The organism is Blautia marasmi (assembly GCF_900258535.1).
In the GTDB taxonomy this organism is placed as follows: Bacteria; Bacillota; Clostridia; order Lachnospirales; family Lachnospiraceae; genus Blautia; species Blautia hominis.
In genome coordinates this window covers 5990654-6015738 of sequence record NZ_OIWX01000001.1, presented here as the reverse complement: position 1 = coordinate 6015738, position 25085 = coordinate 5990654, and the positions used below count along the sequence as shown (strand labels likewise).

At 47.4% G+C, this 25085-nt stretch carries 23 protein-coding genes and 1 tRNA gene; 22 read left to right on the top strand and 2 right to left on the bottom strand.

Going from position 1 to position 25085, the window contains the following annotated elements; genetic code table 11:
• Window positions 1-28: 28 nt before the first annotated feature.
• The 7 genes from yajC to C6P39_RS27720 all read left to right on the top strand — a co-directional run bounded on the left by yajC (window position 29) and on the right by C6P39_RS27720 (window position 6980).
• Entirely contained in the window at window positions 29-352 is a 324-nt protein-coding gene (yajC, locus tag C6P39_RS26565) for a preprotein translocase subunit YajC (RefSeq protein WP_065541234.1), read from the top strand.
• Between the two features lie 121 nt (window positions 353-473).
• A complete protein-coding gene (gene sdaAB / locus C6P39_RS26560) occupies window positions 474-1142 on the top strand; it encodes an L-serine ammonia-lyase, iron-sulfur-dependent subunit beta (RefSeq protein ID WP_095173227.1) in 669 nt (222 codons plus the stop codon).
• 9 nt (window positions 1143-1151) lie between these two features.
• The gene (gene sdaAA / locus C6P39_RS26555) at window positions 1152-2027 is read left to right on the top strand and encodes an L-serine ammonia-lyase, iron-sulfur-dependent, subunit alpha (RefSeq protein ID WP_104805732.1); all 876 of its coding nucleotides are present in this window, start codon (window positions 1152-1154) and stop codon (window positions 2025-2027) included.
• Between the two features lie 70 nt (window positions 2028-2097).
• Window positions 2098-2958 (top strand): AraC family transcriptional regulator, encoded by an 861-nt coding sequence (locus C6P39_RS26550; RefSeq protein WP_242987149.1) that lies wholly within the window; start codon window positions 2098-2100, stop codon window positions 2956-2958.
• A 215-nt stretch (window positions 2959-3173) separates the two neighbouring features.
• A complete protein-coding gene (locus C6P39_RS26545; protein WP_104805731.1) occupies window positions 3174-5012 on the top strand; it encodes an NAD(P)-binding protein in 1839 nt (612 codons plus the stop codon).
• Window positions 5006-6754 (top strand): NADH-dependent [FeFe] hydrogenase, group A6, encoded by a 1749-nt coding sequence (locus tag C6P39_RS26540; RefSeq protein ID WP_104805730.1) that lies wholly within the window; start codon window positions 5006-5008, stop codon window positions 6752-6754. Before C6P39_RS26545 ends, C6P39_RS26540 begins: the two co-directional genes overlap by 7 nt.
• 79 nt (window positions 6755-6833) lie before the next feature.
• On the top strand, window positions 6834-6980 hold the full coding sequence (locus C6P39_RS27720; protein ID WP_018596440.1) for a hypothetical protein: 147 nt from the start codon (window positions 6834-6836) through the stop codon (window positions 6978-6980).
• 68 nt (window positions 6981-7048) lie between these two features.
• Here C6P39_RS27720 and C6P39_RS26535 read toward each other — a convergent pair whose 3' ends face one another.
• Window positions 7049-7510: a helix-turn-helix domain-containing protein gene (locus C6P39_RS26535; protein WP_095172525.1), complete on the bottom strand. Its 462-nt coding sequence runs from the start codon at window positions 7508-7510 to the stop codon at window positions 7049-7051.
• Window positions 7511-7659: 149 nt separating this feature from the next.
• Between C6P39_RS26535 and C6P39_RS26530 the strand changes: the two genes are divergently transcribed.
• From C6P39_RS26530 to C6P39_RS26515, 5 genes are all read left to right on the top strand, one after another.
• Window positions 7660-7851, top strand: a complete 192-nt coding sequence (locus C6P39_RS26530; RefSeq protein WP_095172526.1) for a helix-turn-helix transcriptional regulator — start codon at window positions 7660-7662, stop codon at window positions 7849-7851.
• 171 nt (window positions 7852-8022) lie between these two features.
• Window positions 8023-9600 carry a YfjI family protein gene (locus C6P39_RS26525; RefSeq protein WP_104805729.1) on the top strand — a complete coding sequence of 526 codons (1578 nt, stop codon included), beginning with the start codon at window positions 8023-8025 and terminating at the stop codon, window positions 9598-9600.
• 88 nt (window positions 9601-9688) lie between these two features.
• A complete protein-coding gene (locus tag C6P39_RS27635) occupies window positions 9689-9832 on the top strand; it encodes a hypothetical protein (protein ID WP_156087458.1) in 144 nt (47 codons plus the stop codon).
• A gap of 402 nt (window positions 9833-10234) precedes the next feature.
• Window positions 10235-10720: a hypothetical protein gene (locus C6P39_RS26520; RefSeq protein ID WP_095172528.1), complete on the top strand. Its 486-nt coding sequence runs from the start codon at window positions 10235-10237 to the stop codon at window positions 10718-10720.
• Window positions 10721-10727: 7 nt separating this feature from the next.
• A complete protein-coding gene (locus C6P39_RS26515; protein ID WP_104805728.1) occupies window positions 10728-11573 on the top strand; it encodes a hypothetical protein in 846 nt (281 codons plus the stop codon).
• Between the two features lie 184 nt (window positions 11574-11757).
• Here the strand turns inward: C6P39_RS26515 and C6P39_RS26510 are convergent.
• Window positions 11758-11828, bottom strand: a tRNA-Gly gene (locus C6P39_RS26510).
• 326 nt (window positions 11829-12154) lie between these two features.
• Here C6P39_RS26510 and leuB point away from each other — a divergent pair.
• The 10 genes from leuB to C6P39_RS26460 all read left to right on the top strand — a co-directional run bounded on the left by leuB (window position 12155) and on the right by C6P39_RS26460 (window position 25075).
• Window positions 12155-13237 carry a 3-isopropylmalate dehydrogenase gene (gene leuB, locus C6P39_RS26505; RefSeq protein ID WP_104805727.1) on the top strand — a complete coding sequence of 361 codons (1083 nt, stop codon included), beginning with the start codon at window positions 12155-12157 and terminating at the stop codon, window positions 13235-13237.
• Window positions 13238-13284: 47 nt separating this feature from the next.
• Window positions 13285-14952: a dihydroxy-acid dehydratase gene (gene ilvD / locus C6P39_RS26500; RefSeq protein WP_104805726.1), complete on the top strand. Its 1668-nt coding sequence runs from the start codon at window positions 13285-13287 to the stop codon at window positions 14950-14952.
• 35 nt (window positions 14953-14987) lie between these two features.
• On the top strand, window positions 14988-16673 hold the full coding sequence (gene ilvB, locus C6P39_RS26495) for a biosynthetic-type acetolactate synthase large subunit (RefSeq protein WP_095172532.1): 1686 nt from the start codon (window positions 14988-14990) through the stop codon (window positions 16671-16673).
• Between the two features lie 171 nt (window positions 16674-16844).
• Window positions 16845-17927: a 3-phosphoserine/phosphohydroxythreonine transaminase gene (gene serC / locus C6P39_RS26490; RefSeq protein WP_104805725.1), complete on the top strand. Its 1083-nt coding sequence runs from the start codon at window positions 16845-16847 to the stop codon at window positions 17925-17927.
• Window positions 17928-17929: 2 nt separating this feature from the next.
• Complete coding sequence (locus C6P39_RS26485; protein WP_095172534.1) at window positions 17930-19093, top strand: phosphoglycerate dehydrogenase; 1164 nt, start codon at window positions 17930-17932, stop codon at window positions 19091-19093.
• Window positions 19094-19593: 500 nt separating this feature from the next.
• Window positions 19594-20829, top strand: coding sequence for a DUF1015 domain-containing protein (locus tag C6P39_RS26480; protein ID WP_095172535.1), 1236 nt, complete (start codon window positions 19594-19596; stop codon window positions 20827-20829).
• A 3-nt stretch (window positions 20830-20832) separates the two neighbouring features.
• A complete protein-coding gene (hydE, locus tag C6P39_RS26475) occupies window positions 20833-21891 on the top strand; it encodes a [FeFe] hydrogenase H-cluster radical SAM maturase HydE (RefSeq protein ID WP_104805724.1) in 1059 nt (352 codons plus the stop codon).
• A 21-nt stretch (window positions 21892-21912) separates the two neighbouring features.
• The gene (hydG, locus tag C6P39_RS26470) at window positions 21913-23334 is read left to right on the top strand and encodes a [FeFe] hydrogenase H-cluster radical SAM maturase HydG (RefSeq protein ID WP_095172537.1); all 1422 of its coding nucleotides are present in this window, start codon (window positions 21913-21915) and stop codon (window positions 23332-23334) included.
• Between the two features lie 13 nt (window positions 23335-23347).
• The gene (gene hydF / locus C6P39_RS26465; RefSeq protein ID WP_104805723.1) at window positions 23348-24535 is read left to right on the top strand and encodes a [FeFe] hydrogenase H-cluster maturation GTPase HydF; all 1188 of its coding nucleotides are present in this window, start codon (window positions 23348-23350) and stop codon (window positions 24533-24535) included.
• A 48-nt stretch (window positions 24536-24583) separates the two neighbouring features.
• The gene (locus tag C6P39_RS26460) at window positions 24584-25075 is read left to right on the top strand and encodes a GNAT family N-acetyltransferase (RefSeq protein ID WP_095172539.1); all 492 of its coding nucleotides are present in this window, start codon (window positions 24584-24586) and stop codon (window positions 25073-25075) included.
• The last annotated feature ends 10 nt before the right edge of the window (window positions 25076-25085 follow it).

Sequence of the window (25085 nt, the reverse complement as noted above, 5' to 3'; positions counted from 1 at the left end):
AAAAATATAATTTGCAGGAGGAACAAAAATGTTATTAGGACAGGCAAGCGCAGGCGGCGCCGGCGCATGGGCAACCATGTTACTGCCGCTGGTTGTATTTTTTCTTTTAATGTATTTCATGATCATGAGACCGCAGAAAAAGGAACAGCAGAGAGTAAAATCCATGTTATCTTCTATGGAAGTAGGCGACAGTGTGGTAACCACAAGCGGTTTTTACGGAATCTTAATTGATATTACGGATGAAGATGTTATCGTAGAATTCGGAAACAACAGAAACTGCAGAATCCCTATGAGAAAAGCGGCTATCGCAGAAGTTGAGAAAGCCGGAGACGGAATCGCAGAAAAAGAGTAATTCAGAAGATTGAAAAGCAAGACAGGTGTTGCAGGAAAAATGGTTCTGCGGCGCCTGTTTTTTCGTGAATGAGAAACGGTCCCTTGATGGAAACAGGGACAGAATATGGAGAAATACGAACATGGCATTTATCAGTTTATTTGATGTGATCGGGCCAAATATGGTGGGACCTTCCAGCTCTCACACCGCAGGTGCGGCATCTATGGCTCTTCTTGCGCGGAGGCTTTTTCCGGGCAGGATAAAAAAAGTGCGTTTTACCCTGTATGGTTCCTTTGCCCAGACATACCGGGGGCACGGTACAGACCGGGCGCTTCTGGGAGGTATCATGGGATTTCAGACAGATGATCTGCGGATCAGGGATTCCCTGACACTGGCCAGGGAGCAGGGGCTTTGCTATGAATTTATAACCAGCAGCGAACTGGGAGATGAACATCCGAATACTGCGGATATGGATATGGAGGGCACCGGCGGAGAGCATCTTTTTGTGCGTGGTGTTTCCCTGGGCGGCGGCAAGGTGAAAATTGTCCGTTTGAATCAGATAGAAGTGGATTTTACAGGGGAGTACAGCACTCTGGTTGTCAGTCAGACAGACAAGCCGGGTGTGGTGGCACATATTACCAAGGCTCTGAGCGAGAAGAATGTAAATATTGCATTTATGCGCCTTTACCGGGAGGAGAGAGGTGCCAGGGCCTATACCATTGTGGAGTCTGATGAAAAAATACCGGAGGACGTGACAGATAAGATCAGGGAGAATCCCTGTGTCTCCAACGTGATTCTGGTACAGATATAGGAGGATAGGATGGAATTCAATCAGGGCAGTGAACTTTTAGATCTATGCAGGGAGCAGGACATGCCCATCTCCAGGGTCATGAAGCTTAGGGAGACGGAATTTTCCCGGATTTCAGAGGAGGAAGTGGAGGAGAAAATGATAAAATCCCTGAATATCATGCGCCGTTCCGCAAAAGAGCCTCTGACCAATCCCAAACCCTCCGTGGGCGGTCTGATCGGGGGAGAATCCCGCAAGCTTCATCAGCACGCTTTGGCGGGAAGGTCTGTCTGCGGGACGGTGCTTCAGCGTGCAATCACTTATGCCATGGCAGTTCTGGAGGTCAATGCCTCCATGGGTGTGATCGTGGCCGCGCCTACAGCTGGCTCTTCCGGTGTGGTACCGGGAGTGCTTCTGGCTCTGCAGGAAGAATATGATTTGGCGGAAAAAGAGGTTTTAAACGGACTTTACACAGCAGGGGCTATCGGATACCTGCTTATGCGGAATGCCTCTGTGGCAGGCGCGGAAGCGGGGTGTCAGGCGGAGGTGGGCGCAGCATCAGCCATGGCAGCAGCGGCTGCGGTGGAGATGATGGGAGGCACACCCAAGCAGTGTCTGGATGCGGCCTCTGTGGCAATATCCAACCTGCTTGGTCTGGTCTGTGATCCCATAGCCGGCCTTGTGGAGTACCCATGTCAGAACAGGAACAGTGTGGGGGCAGCGAATGCGCTGATCTGTGCGGAGCAGACCCTTGCGGGGATCCCGGCAGTGATTCCTTTTGACGAGATGGCCCAGGCTATGTATCATGTGGGCAGGAGTCTTCCCTTTGAACTGCGGGAAAGCGCACTGGGCGGCTGTGCGGCAACCCCTGCTGCATGCAGACGTACTTGCGAGATCTTTGGAAACTGAGGGTTAAGAGGTGCATTTTCCACACCGACATTTTCCGTAGAAGATTTATCGGACAGATAAGCAGCGAAGGATGTATTATATATATAAGGCAGGTGAAGATATGGAGTGGATGCAGCGGATAAACCGGGTGATGGACTATGTGGAGGAGCATCTTCGGGATGAGATTTGTGAGGAAGAGATCAGTAAGATCATGGCGTGTCCGTATCAGAACTTTCAGAGTTTGTTCGGACAGGTGACAAACATTAGTTTTTCTGAATATATCAGAAGGCGCAAGCTGACTATGGCGGCATATGATTTGCAGAATACCGATGAGAAAGTGTTGGATATAGCACTGAAATATGGATATCAGTCAGGAGATGCTTTCCGTGTGGCATTCCGCAAAATGCATGGTGTCAATCCCACGGAGGTGAGACAGAATGCTGTTCCGCTGATGTTTTACTGTAGGCTTGAATTTCAGATAACTGTAAAGGGGGTAGAGTCTATGAGGTATACGATTGAAGACAAGAAGGCATTTCAGGTACTTGGAACAAGAATGACCACGCCGTACGGAGGCGGTACCTGGGCAGTGGTGAAGAGCGACGGTACCAATGAAAAGATGAAAGATATCAGCGGAGATTTTTTTGACCTGGGGCTGTGTTTTGGATTTCAGGAGGACGGCAGCAATGATTATATGTGTGCTGTCCTTTGGGATGGGCCCAAGGTAGAGGGATTTGTGACATATCAGTACCCGCCGGCAACGTGGCTTATCTTCCAGACAAAGGGGAAGATCTCAGACAATATACTGGGGAATTTATGGCGGCAGATCAATCAGGAATTTCTGCCCCAGAGCCAGTATGACAAATGCGGACTCCCCACTATTGAAAGATATGTTTTTTGGAATGAAGCTGAGGATGCAGGGGAAGTGGAAGTTTGGATACCGGTGAAATATTAATTGAGGATGTCTCATATCTATAACAGGGTATGAGACATTTTTTGTATAAAAAAGTCTGGGGAGTACCCTTAAATTATTAGAAAATTATTAAAATATCACAAAATATGTTGACGGTATTATACAAAAATGATAATTTTAAGATATAACAATTTACAATAGCAGCATATAAAAGTATGCGGCGTGTTAGCTGTACGGCGGCTCAATTGGAGGTAGATATGAGCAGATTAAGTATGATTACACAAAACAGCGCGCAGCGGACGGTGGAGGAACTTTATAAGGATCTGGAGCGGCGAATCGTTGCCAGCCCGCCGGGGTTATGTCCGGTGGATATGGCGGCATCTTTCCTGAAAATGTGCCATGCCCAGTCCTGTGGAAAATGTGTTCCCTGCCGTGTGGGGCTGGGGCAGCTGGAAAAACTGTTTGAGGATGTGCTGGATGGAGATGCCACTCTGGAGACGATAGAAGTCATTGAGAGGACGGCCAGAAGTATTTTCTATTCCGCCGACTGTGCCATCGGCTATGAAGCAGCCAAGATGGTGCTGAAGGGGATCAGAGGGTTCCGGGAGGATTTTGAAGAACATATATTGAGAGGCAGATGTTCCTGTAACTTGAATCAGCCGGTACCGTGTGTATCCCAATGTCCGGCCGGTGTGGATATTCCCGGTTACATTGCCCTTGTCAGGGAGGGCAGATACGCAGACGCAGTGCGCCTGATACGCAAGGACAATCCCATGCCTGCAGTATGTGGTCTTATTTGTGAACATCCCTGCGAAGTCCGGTGCCGCAGGACTATGCTGGATGACCCCATCAATATCAGAGGCCTGAAGCGTTTTGCGGTAGAACATGCAGGGGAAGTGCATGTGCCCAAAGCTGCGCCGGCTACAGGGAAGAAGATCGCGGTCATCGGAGGCGGCCCGGGTGGTATCAGCGCGGCTTATTACCTGGCTTTAATGGGACATAAGGTGACAATCTATGAAAAGGAAAAACAGCTGGGCGGTATGCTGAGGTACGGGATCCCGAACTACAGGCTTCCGAGAGAGGTTTTGGATCAGGAAATAAACCAGCTTCTCAGTGTAGGGATTGATGTTATCACGGAGGCAGATGTGGGGGAGAAGCCGTATCTGCTGCAGGATATCCGCCCCCAGTATGATGCCATTTACATAGCCATTGGTGCCCATACAGACAGAAAAATAGGAATGGAGGGGGAAGATGCCGAAGGTGTAATGTCCGCGGTGGAAATGCTCCGCAGTATCGGTGACGGGGAGATGCCGAACTTTAAGGACAGAGACATTATCGTGATCGGCGGTGGCAATGTAGCCATGGATGTGGCCCGTTCCGCGGTGCGTCTGGGAGCAAAACGCGTGCGCATTGCCTACAGAAGAAGGAAAGTGGATATGACGGCCCTCCCGGAGGAAGTGGAAGGGGCCGTTGCGGAAGGATGCGAGGTCCTGGACCTTCATGCGCCGCTTTCTATAGAAAAGGATGAACAGGGCAAAGTTTCAGCACTCTGGGTACAGCCTCAGCTCATTGGAAAGATCAAAAACGGAAGACCATCTCCGGGGGATGCGGATGTGCCGAAACTCCGTCTTCCCTGTGATCAAATCCTGGTGGCTATCGGACAAGGCATTGATTCCCGGCATTTTGGGGAATCAGGCATTCCCATCACAAGAGGCGCTGCCATTGATGCCTTTGACTGGAGCGGCGTGAAGGACGCTGCAGGGGTATTTGCCGGAGGGGACTGTGTGACCGGACCGGCCACTGTGATCCGCGCTATAGCGGCAGGAAAAGTGGCGGCTGCCAATATTGATGAATTTCTGGGATATAACCACAGCATCACAAGCGGTGTGGAGATTCCCAGAGTACGTCTCCATGACCGCCCCACCTGCGGCCGCGTGAATATGAAGGAACGTGAAGCATCCGAAAGAGTGAAGGATATGGAACTGATTGAATGCGGTATGACTTCTGAGGAGGCTTCCCAGGAGGCAAGACGCTGTCTGCGCTGTGACCACTTCGGTTTCGGTGTGTTTAAGGGAGGCAGGGTGGAAAAATGGTGAATACAGAGAGAGTAAAATTGACGATTGACGGGATACAGATAGAGGCTGACAGACACAGCACCATCCTTCAGGCAGCCGCTCTTGCAGGAATCAAGATTCCCACTCTGTGCTATCTGAAAGATATCAATGAGATTGGTGCATGCCGTGTCTGTGTTGTGGAAGTGGAAGGCTATGCAAAGCTGGTAACAGCCTGTAACAACCGGGTAAAAGAGGGCATGGTGGTCCATACCAACAGTCCAAAAGCCAGAAAGACCAGAAGGACAAATGTACAGCTTATCCTATCCCAGCACAACAGTAACTGTGCCTACTGTGTCAGAAGCGGAAACTGCTCCCTGCAGAGTGTGGCAAATGATCTGAATATCATGGATGTTCCTTTTGTAAAGGAATTGCCAAAGAACTGCTGGAATATGGATTTTCCCTTGATACGGGATCATACAAAATGCATCAAGTGTATGCGGTGTGTGCAGATATGCGATAAGATCCAGTCTGTCAATATCTGGGATGTGGTAAATACAGGTTCAAGGACAACCGTGGATGTGTCCGGAAACAGAAAGATTGACGAGTCAGACTGTGCAGTCTGCGGCCAGTGCATCACCCACTGTCCTGTAGGGGCACTGCGTGAGCGTGACGATACCGAACGCGTGCTGGATGCCATTGCCGATAAGGACAAGATCACGGTGGTCCAGATCGCGCCTGCTGTGCGTGCGGCCTGGGGAGAATCCATTGGTCTGGCACCGGAATTCGCTACTATTAAGAGACTGGCCTCAGCTCTGCGGAAAATGGGATTTGACTATATCTTTGATACGGATTTCAGTGCAGATTTGACCATTATGGAGGAAGGCAGCGAGTTTCTGGAAAAACTGAAGAATAAGGAGAATGAGAAATTCCCCATGTTTACATCCTGCTGCCCCGGCTGGGTGCGTTTTATGAAATCTCAATATCCGGAGCTGGTGGATCAGCTTTCTACAGCAAAATCACCGCAGCAGATGTTCGGTGCTGTTGCGAAGACCTATTATGCAAGATTACTGGATGTGGACCCGGAGAGGATTTTCTGTCTGTCCATAATGCCGTGTGTGGCGAAGAAACAGGAATGTGCACTTCCCACTATGCGGGACGCAGGAGCGGGGCAGGATGTGGATGCATCTCTGACCACCAGGGAAGTGGACCGATTGATCCGCATGTTCCATATACTTCCTGAGACACTGCGGGAGGAGGAACTGGATATGCCTCTCGGTGTGGGTTCCGGCGCGGGCGTTATTTTTGGCGCTACCGGCGGTGTTATGGAGGCAGCTCTGCGCAGTGCTTACTATCTTGTGACCAGCAAGAACCCGGAACCGGATGCATTTCGGGCCGTCCGTGGCATGGATGGCTGGAAAGAGGCGGAATTTAATCTGGCAGGTACCATTCTCAAAGTAGCAGTTGCCAGTGGCCTGGGCAATACCAGAAAACTGATGAAAGCCCTTAGAAAAGGAAAGGTATCTTACGATTTTGTAGAGATCATGGCCTGTCCCGGCGGATGTGCCGGCGGTGGCGGCCAGCCTATCCATGACGGACAGGAGCTTGCAGGGGACAGGGGGCAGATACTGTACGGCCTGGATAAGGTCAGCAATATCCGTTTTTCCCATGAAAATCCGTCTGTGATAAAATGCTATGAGGATTTTCTGGAAAAGCCTTTGTCTCACAAAGCCCATGAACTGCTGCATACCGACCATCACGGATGGAAGATGCCCGGAGAAGAGTGAGCATTCGGAAAAAATACATAAAATCCATGGCCTTTGGGGATACTGTGTGTGAAAAACACTCTAATGCCGAGGTGACAAAATGGATAAAAAACAACAGGAAGCGTTAAACAGAAAAAAATCAAATGAAACTTTCAACAGCATTACCCAGAAAGTAAAACCCGAGAATCAGAACCAGCAGCATAATGCCAGATCTGAGGCTGTGGAGCCGAAAATCAGGCAGGTTTAAAATCGTGCTGCAAAAAAGTATAAAAACCTGCTAACAAAAGTCAATGCTTTTCTAGCAGGTTTTTATGCTTAGAAAGTCGGTATTTCTCTTGAACTACTTAATAGCTTTTCCATATTATAACATATGTCTTTGTCACAGCGCAGCGCCATATCCTGAAAATCTGATTGGTTCACATAGAAACGAAATCCTTGGCTGTCAGTTATCGTTAAGCCGTGAATATCTTTATTTTCTATTTTATAATTATGTGTTTTTAATATCTCAATAAGAAGTTCTTCTCTTTTCGCATCCTTATCTTTGATCCATTCCCAAGTGCTTTTTATTTTTTCCGATTCTGACATTTCTTCTAAAAAAACTGAAATATGGATATTAAGAGCAGCCGCGATCTTTTGCAGCTGTTCTATTTTGGGCTGGCGTTTTCCGGCTTCATATTGAGCGATCATTTGAGGAGATACTCCAAGAGAACTGCCCAATGCTTTTTGCGTCATTTTTGCTGTTTTTCTTGCGTTGCGGATTTTTTCACCGATCGTCATTTTAAATTCACCTCCCAATCTTCTTTCTATAATAGCATGGTAAAGACAGAAAATAAAGCAAAAGATTAAAAAAAGATATTGACTAAAGCATAAGATTGAGGTATGATGAAAAAGTAGTTAAGCAAATGCTTTATATTGGAGGTGAAAAAATGAGAATTGACAGAGTGAAACTGGTGACAGAACTGGCCAAAAGGGATATGACACAGAAGAAACTGGCAGAGATCGCGGGAATTTCCAGAGCTACAGTCAACTATATTAGAGGCGGAAAAAATTGTTCTGATGAAGTGGGAGAAAAAATTGCAAAGGCTTTAGGTGTTGATATAACTGAAATTTCTGAATGAAATACCTGGTGTGTGGTGTATGATGAACAGCCTGGGGATAGCAATAGTGGAAGAAAGGTGGTTGGGAGAATGTCAACGCAATACATAGGGGCCAAAAAAGTGGTGGGGGCTTTGGAGGTGGCAGAAAAAGAGAAATGTGGTTATGGCGGCAATAAGACAGCAGGTGAGTAAATGAAAGTAAATGGAGAATTGGATAATGGTCTTGTCCGTTACGAGTCTAAGAGCGAAATTATGTATTCTGATAGATTTGCGGGTTTTGTGGGTTTTGCGGGGGCAGATATTTCTAAACTTCCGCTTTTTAAAACGGAATTGCTGCCTTCTGCTATTAGAGGTTTTTCTGATTCTTTGATAGAAAGTCTGCAAGTATCCTCTGGAATGGTTGCTCCGGCTGTAATGACCGTAGGTTGTTTAGGAATCCAGAAAAAGTATAGCGTCCATCCACTTCCGGACTGGTATGAACCGGGAAACCTGTATACTGCTATTGTAGCAGAAGCTTCTGAGAGGAAAAGTCCGGCTATGAAGGAAATCATGAAGCCGGTCTATGATTATGAGAGGAAGGAAAATGAGAAGCTGGCTTCTGAAATCGCCATATATGAGACAAAAAAGAAAATTCTTGAAGGAAAGATTGCAAACATCACAAAATCAGCAGTGCGTCCCTATAAAAAAAGTACAGAGGATAAACACTTTGATGTGGAGATATTGACAGATCTACAGCAGGAACTAAATGAGTTGGAAGAGGTAACACCTATAAGGTTAGTGGCGGATGATGTAACTATGGAAGTTTTAGGAAAACTGATGGAGCAGAACCGGGAACGGATAGGCATCTTCTCCACAGAGGGCGGTATCTTTAACACACTGGCAGGAAGGTATAGTGATAAGACTGTAATTGATATTGTGCTGAAAGGCTATTCCGGTGACAGATTCGCGCAGGACAGAGTTACAAGGGCCGGCCAGACGCTGGACCATCCGTTAATAGCTATCCTTTTATATGTACAGCCAATAGTCATAAAAGAAATAATGGATAACAGTGAATTTGTAGGCAGAGGATTGAATGCAAGATTCCTGTACAGCATACCTCCATCAACTATAGGAGAAAGGAAATACCGCGTGAAACAGATCAGTGATCTTGACAGGGCAGATTACTGCGACGTGATACAAAGACTGTTAGCCATACCTGTCCCGGATAAACCAAAAGCCATAGAACTGGAAGAAGAAGCTGACAGATTAGCAGAAGATTTTTTTTATGAGATAGAAGATAAAATGAAGGAAAGTTCCACAGAGTTCAAGGCTTGGCTTGGTAAGCTGCATGGAACCACAATGAGAATAGCGCTGGTCCTTCACTGCTTTGAATACATTGAGCGATCAGAGTATCATAAGATCAACGAGCAGACCATGAGTAATGCTATTGGGATCGGAAGGTATTTCCGGTCCCACGCAGAAGCCGCGTTTAGCATAATGGGACTAACAGATCCTTCTGAGGTGAGAGACGCAAAATATATTCTGAAGCGCATAGATTCTACCGGTCTGATGGAAATAAAATTGAGGGATTTGCACGATGTTTGCCGGGATAGAAAAGGTATGGAGAAAAAAGGAGGAATGATACCCGGATTACAATGCCTGATAGAGCACGGCTATATCCGTATCCAGAAGTCAATACCCGCCACACAAAACCCGCAAAAGGGGGGCAGACCATCAGAAATTGTGTATGTAAATCCGGAGTATATCAGATGGAAGAAGAAAAAGGTATGATCAGAATAAAATCAGGTGTCAGGAACAGAAGAGGGGAGTTGTAATATATGTATTATCAACCAGTAAAAACAGAAGGAAGTGATGTAGCGTGATAAAAATAAAAATTTCCTATCAGACACCCCAGGAGCTTCAGGCGGTGATAAAACTTTTGCATCCGGTTATCAAAACCTGCAAAGTGGCAAAGGAACAGCAGGGGAAATATAAAAGGGCATATATAGTATTGGTGGTGTGATTGAAAAGATATGGCAGCAATAACGTCTATGACGGGATATCCCACTTTATGGTGTGAAAACGGCACAGAGGAATACTTTAAGCTATAAAAAATCTATTAAAAATACAAAGAAAAGACTTGCATATTTACTATTTATCTGATATAATTGTTTTATAACAAATAGAATGATTTTAGTACCCCAGCGGTTCATCTCTTTTCTGCTGGAAGTCTTGTATGAGGCGTGGGAACAGCTTAAGTCGTGGAATACGATTAAGGCCGTTCCTGCGCCTTTTCTATTTGTTTATTCCTTTTCTTCATTTAGATTTTTTAACAGTTTCGCATGGCGCACACCCGACCGGGCAGCGGGGGATATCTGCCTGTATATAAAATAGTCCACTGGACGTTAAACAGGAAGGCAAGAGCATGGAAGAAAACATGAGTGTTACGGAGCAGACCACCCAGGCTGAGAACATGGGGAATGAAGCAGAAGTACAGGGAGCCGCCCAAGAAAATAAGGGGAAAGGACAGAAATTATTCACCCAGGAAGAGGTGAACGGTTTTGTTCAATCCCGGATTTCCAGAATGAAAGGGCAGATAGAGAAAGAAAGCAAAGCAGAGTATGAGCAGAAATTCACAGAACTGCAGGTCCGGGAGATGAAACTTTTGGTTAGGGAAAAACTGGATGAGCGGGGGATGTCCCGTGAATTAGCTGATATCATTACCTGTACGGATGAAGATGATTTAAACAGTAAATTAGATGTATTGAATAAAATATATGGCAGTAAAGCAAATGAAAAACAGACGCCCATGCCGGGATTCCGGGTTGGGGCCGTGCCGGAGGGTAATAGCTCATATCGTACCGGCACTGACCCGTTAAGACAGGCTATGGGGCTTAACAGAAAGGATTGATGAATAAATGGCAATTGATTTAGTAACACAATATCTCCCTTATGTGGATGAATTGTTTTCAACAGAAAGTAAAAAATCCCTGTTGACTAACCAGGATTTATCCTGGACAGGGGCACATACGATCAAGGTGTACAAAGTCACGACGGCATCTATGAATGATTATGGGCGTACCGGTCCGAAATCAGGGGAGTGGTCAAGATATGGTAAAGTGCAGGGGCTGGATGCTACCACAGAGGAATTTACACTGAAGAATGACCGCTCGTTTACTTTTGCAATTGATAAGCTGGATAAGGAGGAAACCAGTGACCAGCTGGCCGCTGCATCAGCACTTGCACGGCAGGTGAGGGAGGTTGTGATTCCGGAAGTTGACACTTATGTCTATGGTATCATGACAGCTAATGCAGGGCACAAACCTGCAGCCGTGGCATTGACCCCAGATAATATCTATACGGAGATTATTAAGGCCAGCAATGCCCTGGACAACTCAGAAGTGCCGGAAACAGGCCGTGTACTCCTGGTAACGCCCGATACTTATCTGCTGATGAAACAGTGTAAAGATATCACAATGGAGACTGATATCGGAAATGACATGAGATTAAAAGGTGTCATTGCCAATCTGGATGGAGCCGTGGTAATTAAAATACCATCAAAGAGACTGCCTGAAGGATTTGGGTTTATGCTGGCCCACCCAGTGGCAACCGTAGCCCCCGCTAAGCTGGAGGATTATAAGACCCACCAGGATCCGCCGGGAATTTCCGGTGAGCTGGTAGAGGGCCGCATCTGCTACGATGCTTTCGTTTTAGAAAATAAGACAGAAGCTATCTACTATCAGGCACAGACTATAACAGCATAAAGATAATAAAGTGCCCCGGACTTTCTGATATGGATCGTCCGGGGCATTTGAATGGGTAAAAATAGGACAATTCAGATAGAGTGCAGCCTAGGACAAGAGCATATAGATCAATTAGGAGATATTACCAGAGACAAATAAAAAAGGCCTGAACCACTGTATATACAGTACATTCAGCCTTTCTATAAGCAGATAACGGGAATCGAACCCGCCTCTCCAGCTTGGGAAGCTGGCGTTCTACCGATGAACTATATCTGCATACAAGTATAATTAAGGAAAATGAAATTCCCAGACATGCACCAGCCTGCGCGTGTTCCTCCGGGATATTCATATGTGTGAACCGAGACACCGCAGATACGGGCGTAACCGCTAACCGCACTCCTCCCGGAACTGATGCGTTGAGAGTATTATAATCCAAAATATTTCTATTTGCAAGAGTAATTTTGAACTGTTATAGCTTATATAACGAAAAAGAATAGCAGACTGCCTTATTATGCCTTGAAATATAAGCGAAAAAGGATTATCATAATTAAAATACTATATTGCGATAACATACGACAATTGTACGACAGGAGGAGAATCTCATGAACTATAAAATTGCATTGATCCCAGGTGATGGAATCGGACCCGAGATTGTGGCAGAGGCTAAAAAGGTGCTGGATCAGGTATGCGGAGTCTATGGCCACAGCTTTTCTTATGAGGAGGTGCTTCTGGGCGGAGCTTCCATTGATGTGCACGGTGTGCCGCTGACAGATGAGGCTGTGGAGACTGCAAAAGCTTCGGATGCTGTTCTTATGGGGTCCATAGGAGGAGATGCCAAAACCTCTCCCTGGTATCAGCTGGAGCCTTCAAAACGTCCGGAGGCAGGACTTTTAGCGATCAGAAAAGCCCTGAATCTGTTCGCCAATCTACGTCCGGCCTATCTGTACGATGAACTGAAAGGTGCCTGCCCTCTTAAGGAGGAAGTGATCGGCGATGGATTTGATATGATCATTGTCAGAGAGCTGACCGGCGGCCTGTATTTTGGTGAGAGAAAAACCGTGGTGGAAAACGGTGTGACAACAGCCGTTGATACCCTTACATACAATGAAAATGAAATTCGCAGGATTGCTGTCAAGGCTTTTGATATTGCCATGAAAAGAAATAAAAAAGTCACAAGCGTGGACAAAGCCAATGTACTGGATTCCTCCAGACTCTGGAGAAAGGTAGTGGAAGAGGTGGCAAAAGACTATCCGGAGGTGGCACTGGAACACATGCTGGTGGACAATTGTGCTATGCAGCTTGTCCATGATCCGGGTCAGTTCGATGTCATTCTCACAGAGAATATGTTCGGTGATATTTTGTCTGACGAAGCCAGCATGGTGACAGGTTCCATCGGAATGCTCTCCTCAGCCAGCTTAAATGAGACAAAATTCGGGCTTTATGAGCCGAGCCACGGTTCGGCTCCTGATATTGCGGGAAAAGGAATTGCCAACCCCCTTGCAACTATCTTATCAGCAGCCATGATGCTGCGCTACTCTCTGGACCTGGACAAAGAGGCAGATGCTGTGGAAGCAGCTGTACAGAAAGTCCTCACTGAGGGTTACCGCACAGTGGATATTATGGCAAACGGTATGAAACAGGTGGGTACCAAAGAGATGGGAGATCTGATCGCAGAGAGGATCTGAGATTTGAATGAGATAAGATCGGATAACAGAAAGGATTGTGAAAGAGTATGAGAAGTGATGCAGTAAAAACAGGCATGCAGCAGGCACCGCACCGTTCCCTGTTCAATGCCCTTGGAATGACAAAAGAGGAGCTGGAGAGGCCGTTGGTTGGTATTGTCAGCTCCTACAATGAGATTGTACCGGGCCACATGAACCTGGATAAAATTGTGGATGCCGTAAAATTAGGTGTTGCTATGGCAGGGGGAACCCCTATCATGTTTCCAGCTATTGCTGTCTGCGATGGTATTGCCATGGGACATACAGGAATGAAATATTCTCTGGTAACCAGAGATTTGATCGCAGATTCCACAGAGGCCATGGCTATGGCACATCAGTTTGACGCTCTGGTCATGGTGCCCAACTGTGACAAGAATGTGCCGGGCCTTTTGATGGCAGCAGCCAGGATCAATGTACCGACTGTATTTGTAAGCGGCGGCCCCATGCTGGCAGGCCGTGTGCATGGGCAGAAGAGAAGTCTTTCCTCCATGTTCGAGGCTGTGGGTTCCTACAGTGCGGGAACCATGACAGCAGAGGAAGTGGAAGAGTTTGAAAATAAAGTATGCCCCACCTGCGGCTCCTGTTCCGGTATGTACACTGCAAACAGCATGAACTGCCTGACTGAGGTGCTGGGTATGGGATTAAAAGGAAACGGTACCATTCCGGCCGTATATTCCGAGAGGATCAAACTGGCAAAACATGCAGGGATGCAGGTAATGGAAATGTACAGACAGAATATCCGGCCCCGGGATATTATGACAAAAGACGCTATCATGAATGCTCTGACTGTTGACATGGCTCTTGGATGTTCCACCAACAGTATGCTGCATCTGCCGGCGATCGCCCATGAGATCGGATGGGATTTTGATATTACCTTCGCTAATGAAGTGAGTGCGAAGACGCCCAACCTGTGTCATCTGGCACCTGCAGGCCCAACCTACATAGAAGACTTAAATGAGGCCGGCGGTGTATATGCAGTCATGAACGAGCTTACGAAAAAAGACCTGCTGAATTTAGACTGTTTGACAGTGACGGGAAAAACAGTAGGTGAAAATATTAAGGATTGCGAAAACAGGAACCCGGAAGTTATCCGTCCTGTAGAGAACCCTTACAGCCAGACAGGTGGTCTTGCGGTCCTGACCGGTAACCTGGCACCGGACGGCGGGGTGGTAAAACGCTCTGCAGTCTGTGAGGAGATGATGATGCACGAAGGTCCTGCGAGAGTCTTTGACTGCGAGGAAGATGCCATTGATGCCATCAAAGGCGGCAAAATCGTAGCAGGGGATGTTGTGGTGATCCGTTATGAGGGGCCAAAGGGTGGTCCCGGCATGAGAGAGATGCTGAACCCAACATCCGCTATTGCAGGTATGGGACTTGGTTCCAGCGTGGCCCTGATCACGGACGGACGGTTCTCCGGAGCATCCCGTGGGGCTTCTATTGGCCATATTTCTCCGGAGGCAGCCGTAGGCGGCCCTATTGCCCTTGTGAAAGAGGGAGATATCATCCGCATCAATATTCCAGAAAATAAGCTGGAACTGGCAGTTTCAGAGGCGGAAATGGATAAGAGAAAAGCTGAGTGGCAGCCAAGAGAGCCGAAAGTGAACACAGGATACCTGGCACGCTATGCGGCTATGGTAACCAGCGGAAACAGGGGTGCCGTTCTGGAAATCCAGAAATAAAAACAAAAAAAGATAACGGTTGGGAGGATTTCAATATGCAGTTGACAGGAGCAGAAATAGTAATCGAATGTTTAAAAGAGCAGGGTGTAGATACCGTTTTTGGTTATCCGGGCGGAACGATTCTGAATATTTATGATGAGTTATACAAACACAGCCATGAGATTCATCACGTACTCACTTCCCACGAGCAGGGAGCAGCCCATGCAGCGGACGGCTATGCCCGTTCCACAGGAAAAGTGGGGGTATGTTTTGCAACCAGCGGCCCAGGTGCCACCAACCTTGTGACAGGGATCGCAACAGCGCACATGGACTCTGTCCCCGTCGTTGCCATTACCTGTAATGTGGGGGTTCCCCTTCTTGGAAAGGACAGTTTCCAGGAGGTGGACATAGCAGGCGTTGTTATGCCTATTACAAAACACAGTTTTATTGTAAAAGACGTGAAGAAGCTGGCAAAAACCATCCGCCGTGCTTTTGTCATTGCGAAGAGCGGACGTCCCGGCCCGGTCCTTGTGGATATTACCAAGGATGTAACCGCGGCCAAGACAGAATTTGAAAACATAGTGCCAAAGCCGGTAAAACCCTCAGTGGCTGAGATTGAAGAGGCAGATCTGACGAAAGCTGCAGATATGATCCGGGAGGCAAAGCGCCCCTTCATTTTTGTTGGTGGTGGAGCCATTGCAGCGGATGCCTGGGAGGAGCTGCGCGTTTTAGCCCACAAAATCCAGGCACCTGTGACCGATTCCCTTATGGGAAAAGGTGCGTTTTCCGGGGAAGATGAGTTGTATACAGGTATGCTGGGGATGCATGGAACCAAGGCGTCCAATCTGGGTGTGACAAAATGCGACCTGCTCATTACCGTCGGAGCCAGATTCAGCGACCGTGTAACCGGCAATACCAGAAACTTTGCCAGAAACGCAAAGGTGATCCAAATTGATGTAGATGCGGCGGAAATCAATAAAAATGTGCTGGTTGACTGCAGTGTTGTGGGAGATGCCAGGGAAGTGCTGAAACGCCTGAATGACATGCTGGAGCAGAAAGAACATAAAGAATGGCTGGAATACGTTGAGGACCTGAAAGAAAAATATCCTCTGCGCTACAATGAGGAAGGTTTAAGCGGTCCGGCCATAATTGAAGAAATCTACCGTCAGACAAAAGGCGATGCCATTATCGTTACAGAAGTGGGTCAGCATCAGATGTGGGCGGCCCAGTATTACAAATATAAAACACCCCGCACATTTTTGTCCTCAGGCGGACTGGGAACCATGGGCTACGGTCTTGGTGCAGCCATAGGTGCCAAGATGGGCAATCCTGACAAGGTAGTTATCAATGTGGCGGGAGACGGCTGTTTCCGCATGAATATGAATGAAATTGCAACCGCTACAAGAAATGATGTTCCTCTCATTCAGGTAGTTATCAACAACCAGGTCCTGGGAATGGTTCGGCAGTGGCAAACTTTGTTCTATGAAGGCAGATATTCCAATACAGTATTAAAGGATAAAGTTGATTTTGTAAAACTGGCGGAAGCTATGGGGGCAGTGGGAATCCGCGTGACCACAAAGGAAGAACTCAGGGAAGCCTTAGCAAAAGCCATTGCATTAAATACAACGGTTGTTCTGGACTGCATGATCGACAGCGACGATAAGGTATTTCCAATGGTGCCGGCAGGAGCCAACATTGAGGATGCATTTGACGAGGAAGACCTGAAAGCAAAACAGAAATAGCATGTCTTTTGCAGAAAGACAAATGTTTTTATTGACAATAATATAACAAAGGGGTAGAATACTTCTTGTCAAGCAATTTATGCCACGTGTCCTCAAAAAGGGCATGTGGCGTTACTATTAGAAGTGCTTTAGAGAGATATAAGAGTAAAGCAATAGAGGAGGAAATGACAAGTGAGCAGAGTTTATAACTTTTCAGCAGGGCCGGCGGTTCTGCCGGAGGAAGTGCTGCAGGAAGCAGCAGCAGAGATGCTGGATTATAAGGGAACAGGCATGTGCGTCATGGAGATGAGCCACCGTTCCAAAGCGTTCGAGGATATCATACATACTGCAGAGGCAGATTTGAGAGAACTGCTGCATATTCCTGACAACTATAAAGTATTATTTCTGCAGGGCGGTGCCCACCAGCAGTTCGCCATGATTCCCATGAATCTGATGAAAAATAAAGTGGCTGACTACATTGTCACAGGCCAGTGGGCGAAAAAGGCATGGCAGGAGGCACAGAAGTATGGGACTGCAAACAAGATTGCGTCCTCTGAGGATAAGACATTTTCCTATATTCCCGATTGTTCTGACCTTCCCATAAGCCCGGATGCGGATTATGTATATATCTGCGAAAACAACACGATCTACGGAACCAAGTTTAAAACACTGCCAAATACAAAAGGCAAAACTCTGGTAGCGGATGTTTCCTCCTGCTTCCTCTCCGAACCTATGGATGTGGAAAAATACGGTATTATTTACGGCGGCGCACAGAAGAATATCGGTCCTGCCGGGGTGGTGATCGCCATCATCCGCGAGGATTTGATCACAGAGGATGTGCTTCCCGGAACACCAACCATGCTGACATACAAGACACATGCAGATGCAGAGTCCTTGTACAACACACCTAACTGCTACGGTATCTATATGTGCGGCAAGGTATTCCAGTGGCTGAAGAAACAGGGCGGACTGGAAGCCATGAAAGAGCATAATGAGAAAAAAGCCAAAATCCTTTATGATTACCTGGATGAGAGCGCGATGTTTAAAGGAACCGTGGAACCGGATTCCCGTTCTCTTATGAACGTGCCTTTTGTCACAGGAGATAAAGAGTTGGATGCAAAGTTTATCAAAGAGGCTTCAGCGGCGGGATTTGTTAACCTGAAAGGCCACAGAAGCGTAGGAGGAATGCGTGCCAGTATTTACAATGCCATGCCTTTAAAAGGTGTGGAGGCTCTGGTTGCTTTCATGAAAAAATTTGAAAAGGAGAACGCTTGATCATGTACAGATATCACTGCTTAAATCCAATTTCCGGTGTGGGACTGGAGCATTTCCCGGCCAAATACGAGAGTACAGACAATATATCGGATGCCGACGCTGTGCTGGTGAGAAGTGCAAACATGCATGAGATGGATCTTCCGAAGAATGTGGTTGCTATTGCCAGGGCAGGTGCGGGTGTCAACAATATTCCTTTGGAGGAGTGTGCAAAGGACGGTGTGGTAGTCTTCAACACACCAGGGGCCAACGCCAACGGTGTAAAAGAGATGGTCATTGCCGGAATGCTGCTGGCATCCAGAGATATTGTGGGTGGTATTGAATGGCTGGAGCATCAGGATGCCACGGAAGATATCGGAAAACTGGCTGAGAAAAAGAAAAAACAGTTTGCCGGCTGTGAGATCAGCGGCAGAAAGCTGGGGATTATCGGCCTCGGCGCCATCGGTGTAAAGGTGGCAAACGCAGCCGTACATCTTGGAATGGAAGTATACGGTTATGACCCGTTTATCTCTGTGGATGCAGCGTGGAATCTTTCCAGAAGTATCCATCACATCAATGATCTGAATGTGATCTACAAGGAATGTGATTATATCACCATCCATGTGCCGCTGATCGAATCTACAAGAAAGATGATCGGCGCGGATGAGATCGCCCAGATGAAAGAGGGCGTGGTTCTTCTGAACTTTGCAAGAGATCTGCTGGTAGATGAGGAAGCTCTGGCGGAGGCACTGAAAGAGGGCAAAGTAAAAAAATATGTGACAGACTTTGCCAACCCGCTGGTGACCAGCACACCCAATACTCTGGTAACTCCCCATCTGGGAGCATCCACAGAGGAATCGGAAGACAACTGTGCAGTGATGGCAGTGAAACAGCTTATGGACTTTCTGGAAAACGGAAATATCAAGAATTCCGTAAACTATCCGGACTGTGATACAGGTGCCTGTGTGGATGTGGGAAGAGTTGCCATCAACCACAAAAACATTCCAAACATGATCAGTCAGTTTACCAGAGTACTGGGTGATGCGGGTGTGAATATATCCAACATGACTAATAAGAGTAAAGGTGACTTTGCTTATACACTCCTTGATGTGTCCACCCCTATACCGCGTGAGGTCGCAAAAGAGCTGAAAAATATACACGGTGTGTATCGTGTTCGTATAGTAAAATAATAGCTGTGATGTAACGGTTCAGTACCTTCACAGTTGCAGGCAAAGATCCATGCAGAATCGCCTTTGGCGATGGGATTTTTGCTTGGCTGTGGCACACTTTCTTACGGTCAGCGCAGTGAATGCGCAGACCTACGGAATAGTTACGCTGTGATACTATTTTTGGCAGCATGAGTCATTGACGGGCCTGTCTTGAAGCTTCGGTTTCAGGGCAGGCTTTTTGCATAAATAATTGTGCCTATTTCATTGTATTTTAAGACTATATACGGTATAATTTTACTATAGCATTATAAAAAGACATCAATATATTTGGGGTGTGAAAATGAGCAGAAAAATGAAAAAACCGGAAACATTCATACAGAAGAGAGTCCGCAGCGCAAAGCGGATAAAATCTTTTTGCGGTGCGCTTAGAAGGAATCATAAGCGGCTTGGGAAGGTATTCCATGGTGTCTGCGAAGTCGCTGCCCATGTTATGGAGAAAAAATTATAAAGGAGAGCAGATAATGGCGGTAGTAAAACCATTTTGTGCAGTGCGTCCCCAGGAAAATCTGGCATCAAAGATCGCCGCACTGCCTTATGATGTATATAACAGAAAAGAGGCGAAAGAGGAAACCGAAAAAAATCCGTATTCTTTTTTGAAAATTGACCGGCCGGAGACACAGTTTCCGGATGATGTGGATATGTATGCACCTGAGGTTTACAAAAAGGCCAGAAAGATATTCTGGAACATGATGGAAGACGGAGATTTTCTTCAGGATGTGGACCCGAATTTTTATCTCTATGAACTGACCAGAAACGGACATGTACAGACAGGGATCGTGGCTTGTGCTTCCATTGATGATTACATGAACGGCATCATCAAAAAACATGAGAATACCAGGGTGGAGAAAGAGCTGGACCGCATTCGCCACGTGGATGTACTGGAGGCACAGACAGGTCCTATTTTCTTGGCTTACCGTGCAAATGCGGATTTCAGACACCTGATAGAGGTGAAAAAGAAGGATTTCCCTATTTTTAACTTTGTATCAGAGGATGGGATTCGGCACAGGGGATGGATGATCTATGAGTCGGCCATGACCCACAAGATAGAAAAAACCTTCCGGGCCATGGACAGCATTTATATTGCGGACGGTCATCACAGGGCAGCCTCAGCCATTAAAGCGGGGCTGAAAAGGCGCCAGGAGAATCCCAATTATACAGGCAGGGAGCCGTTCAATTATTTCCTGTGTACCCTGTTTGCGGATGAGGAGCTGGAAATCCTGGATTATAACCGGGTGGTGAAAGACTTAAACGGCTGTTCCGAGGAGGAGTTCCTGGAAAAAGTAAGAGAACGATTCTATGTATCAGAACCCGGAACAGAAGCGGTATCTCCCCGGCAAAAGGGTGAATTCGGCATGTATCTGGGTGACAGATGGTATACACTCAACATAAAGGACGAATATCGTTCCCCGGATGTGGTGGACGGACTGGATGTGGCTTTGCTGCAGAACAATCTGCTGGAGCCTGTGCTGGGAATCCGGGAGCCGGCAAAAGACCCCCGCATTGATTTTATCGGAGGGATCCGGGGGCTGGGTGAGCTGGAAAAACGTGTTTTGACAGACTGTAAAGCAGCTTTTTCCATGTACCCCACTTCCATGGCAGAGCTTTTTGCTGTTGCAGATGCCGGAAAGCTCATGCCGCCAAAATCCACCTGGTTTGAGCCTAAACTCAGAAGCGGACTGTTTATCCACAGGATATAGAATATGAGAGAGCATTTATATGATAAGATCGATCGTCTGGAAGCAGGGGAATCCCTGGACAGGGAGACCTATACGGAGCTGATCGAAAAGCGGGATGAGGAACTTGCCGGTTATCTGTTTGCTAAAGCAGCACAGATGCGGGAGAAATTTTACGGCAGCCGTATTTACATAAGAGGACTGATTGAGTTTACCAATTACTGCAGAAACGACTGTTATTACTGCGGGATCCGAAAAGGGAACCGCAGGGCAGAGCGTTACCGCCTTGAGAGGGAAGAAATCCTAGAGTGCTGCACAAAGGGCTATTCTCTTGGCTTCCGAACTTTTGTGCTGCAGGGCGGTGAGGACCCCTGGTATACGGATGACAGGATCACAGAACTGGTCCGTACCATAAAGAAAAAATACAGCGACTGTGCTGTGACTCTCTCCGTTGGGGAAAAGGAGAGGGAGAGTTATGAACGGTATTTTGAAGCAGGGGCGGACCGGTATCTGCTCAGACATGAGACAATCTGCGAAAAACACTATAAAACCCTGCATCCGCCTTCCATGTCCTATGCTCACAGGCAGGAATGCCTGAAAAATCTAAAGGATATTGGATTTCAGACAGGATGCGGTTTCATGGTGGGAACACCGGGACAGACGGCGGAGGATCTGGCAGATGAACTGCTCTTTTTAAAAGAATTCCAGCCAGCCATGGTGGGGATAGGGCCTTTTATTCCGCACAGGGATACTCCTTTGGGGAATCAGGTACCGGGAAGCGCAGAGCTTACCCTGTATCTGCTGGGATTGATCCGTCTGCTGCTTCCAAAAGTCCTTCTGCCTGCCACAACTGCCCTTGGAACCATTTCCCATGACGGGCGGGAGCGGGGGATACTGGCAGGGGCCAATGTGGTGATGCCAAACTTATCGGCTTCACTGGTACAGGGAAAATACGAACTGTACGACCATAAGATTTACACAGGCGCAGAAAATGCCGCCGAACTGGAACTTCTTCGCAGCCGCATGAAACAAATCGGCTGTGAAGTGACTGTAGACCGGGGAGACACTAAAATGGATACCCGGTAAAGAGAAAAGGAGAGGGTAAAAATGAGTTACGATCCGAAATCACTGAAAGCAGAGGAATTTATTTCTCACGAAGAAATCCAGGAGACACTTGCCTATGCTGAGGCAAATAAGCACAATGAGGCGCTTATTGACCAGATCATTGAGAAGGCAAAGCTTCGTAAGGGCCTGACCCACAGGGAAGCTTCCGTACTGCTTAACTGCGACATCGAGGAGAAGAACCAGGAGATCTATAAACTGGCTGAACAGATTAAAAAGGATTTCTACGGGAACCGGATTGTTATGTTTGCGCCCCTTTATCTGTCCAATTACTGTATCAACGGCTGTGTGTACTGTCCCTATCACAGGAAAAACAAACATATAGCAAGAAAGAAACTGACACAGGAGGAGATTGTAAAAGAGGTAACAGCTCTGCAGGATATGGGCCATAAGCGCCTTGCCCTGGAAGCGGGCGAGGACCCTCAGAACAATCCCATTGAATACATACTGGAGAGCATCAAAACCATTTACAGCATCAAACATAAAAACGGAGCCATCCGCCGTGTCAACGTAAATATTGCCGCCACCACAGTGGAGGATTACAGAAAACTGAAAGATGCCGGTATTGGCACCTACATCCTCTTCCAGGAGACCTACCACAAAGAGAGCTACAAAAAGCTTCATCCCACAGGACCAAAGAGCAATTACGATTATCACACCGAGGCCATGGACAGAGCGATGGAAGGCGGTATCGACGATGTAGGTCTTGGGGTACTGTTCGGGCTGGAGATGTACCGCTATGAATTTGCAGGGCTTCTTATGCATGCAGAGCATCTGGAAGCTGTCCATGGTGTGGGACCTCACACCATCAGTGTTCCGAGAGTGAAACATGCGGACGATATAGACCCCTCTGCGTTTGATAACGGCATTGATGATGATATCTTCGCCAAATTGGTTGCCTGTATCCGAATTGCAGTGCCGTATACAGGCATGATCATTTCCACAAGGGAAAGCAAAGAGTGCAGGGAGAGAGTGCTTCACCTGGGGATCTCCCAGATCAGCGGCGCTTCCAGAACAAGTGTGGGTGGTTACAGCGAACCGGAACCGGAAGATGAGAATTCCGAACAGTTCGATGTGTCTGATAAGAGAACCCTGGACGAGGTGGTGCACTGGCTGATGGATATGAAATATATCCCCAGCTTCTGTACCGCATGTTACAGGGAAGGCAGAACGGGGGACCGGTTTATGAGTCTGTGTAAGACAGGACAGATCCAGAACTGCTGTCATCCCAATGCGCTGATGACCCTGAAAGAGTTCCTCATGGACTATGCAAGCCCAGAGACAAGAAAGATCGGGGAAGAGCTGATCCAATCTGAGCTTGTGAACATTCCAAGGGAAAGGACAAGGGAGATCGTAGTGGAACGCCTGGCAAAGATTGAAAATGGAGAGAGGGATTTCCGTTTCTGAGAGGAGGATACACATGAGTCTGAATGCAGCACCCTCCGCAAACCGGGTACATATCAGCTTTTTCGGACGCCGTAACACCGGAAAGTCCAGTCTGCTCAATGCGGTTACCGGACAGGATATGGCAGTGGTATCTGATGTTAAAGGGACGACTACCGATCCGGTGCAAAAAGCTATGGAGCTTCTGCCAATAGGCCCTGTTTTACTGATTGATACGCCGGGGATGGATGATGACCAGGAAGGCCTTGGCATCCTCAGAGTAAAGAAAGCAGAGCAGGTGCTCCACAAAACCGATGTTGCAGTCCTGGTTGCAGAGGCAGGGAAAGAACTGACCTCCATGGAACGGCAGTTAATAGAACTCTTTGAGAAGAGAGAGCTGCCTTATCTGCTGGTCTATAACAAGATGGATTTACTGTCGGAGGAAAAAAGACCGGAGACAGACCATGAAATCTATGTGAGTGCCCAGAAAGGCATCCATATCTTTGAACTGAAGGAGAAACTGGGAAGCCTTGCAGGAGAAAGGCAGGAGCATCCCCTTGTAAAGGATTTGGTATCACCGGGGGATTTTGTGCTCCTGGTGATACCCATTGATAAAGCAGCGCCGAAAGGCAGACTGATCTTGCCGCAGCAGCAGGTCATCAGGGAACTTTTGGATACCGGAGCAGTGCCTCTTGCCGTACAGGATGACAGGGTGGAGGATGTGCTGGGGCGTCTTGGGGAGAAACCGCGGCTTGTGATTACGGACAGTCAGGTGTTCGGCAAAGTGAGCAGAGCAGTTCCGGCGGCTATACCGCTCACTTCTTTCTCTATTTTATTTGCGCGGTACAAAGGGATTTTGGACGGTGCACTGAAAGGCGCGTATACGCTTGATGATCTGAAGGACCAAGATAAAGTGCTGATCAGTGAAGGCTGTACCCATCACCGGCAGTGCAATGATATCGGCACTGTGAAGATGCCCCGCTGGATTGAAACGCATACCGGAAAGAAGCCGGAGTTTGTCTTTACCTCCGGAACCGGATTTCCGGAAGATTTGACACCGTACCGGCTGGTGGTGCACTGTGGAGGCTGCATGCTCAATGAGCGTGAAATGCAGTGGCGCAGAAATCAGGCTGTCTCACAGGGAGTGCCCATGACAAATTACGGCATAGCCATTGCGCATATGAACGGTATTTTGCAGCGGAGCCTGGAAATATTCCGGCGATGAGTAACGGATACAGGGACAGATCACTGTACCGGGCGGGAGGGTATCTTTATGGAGTTTGTTGCGATTGATGAGACAAACCGGGAATGCGTCAATGAATTTATAGAAAGCCAATGGCATGCAGCGGAGATGGTCATACGCGGCAGTGTTGTGGATATGACCGGGACAGAGGGCATTGTTGTCTGGGAAAAGGGAAATATTGTGGGACTTCTGACGTATTTGATCAGGGACGGCATCTGTGAAATCGTATCCCTGGACAGCCGCCAGGAGGGCAGAGGCATCGGAAGGACCTTAATTGAGAAGATAAAAGAGACTGCAAGAAGGAAAAAATGCAGAAGGCTTGTGGTGATCACAACAAATGACAACATCCAGGCCATACGGTTTTACCAGCGCTGCGGGTTTGATATGGCCCATCTGTATCACAATGCCCTGAACCTTTCAAGAAAGCTGAAACCGGAGATTCCTCTTATAGGGGCAAACGGAATTCCTCTGATGCATGAGATAGAATTTGTAATGGATCTGGAACCGTTGAGGAATAGATAGGGAAAAATGC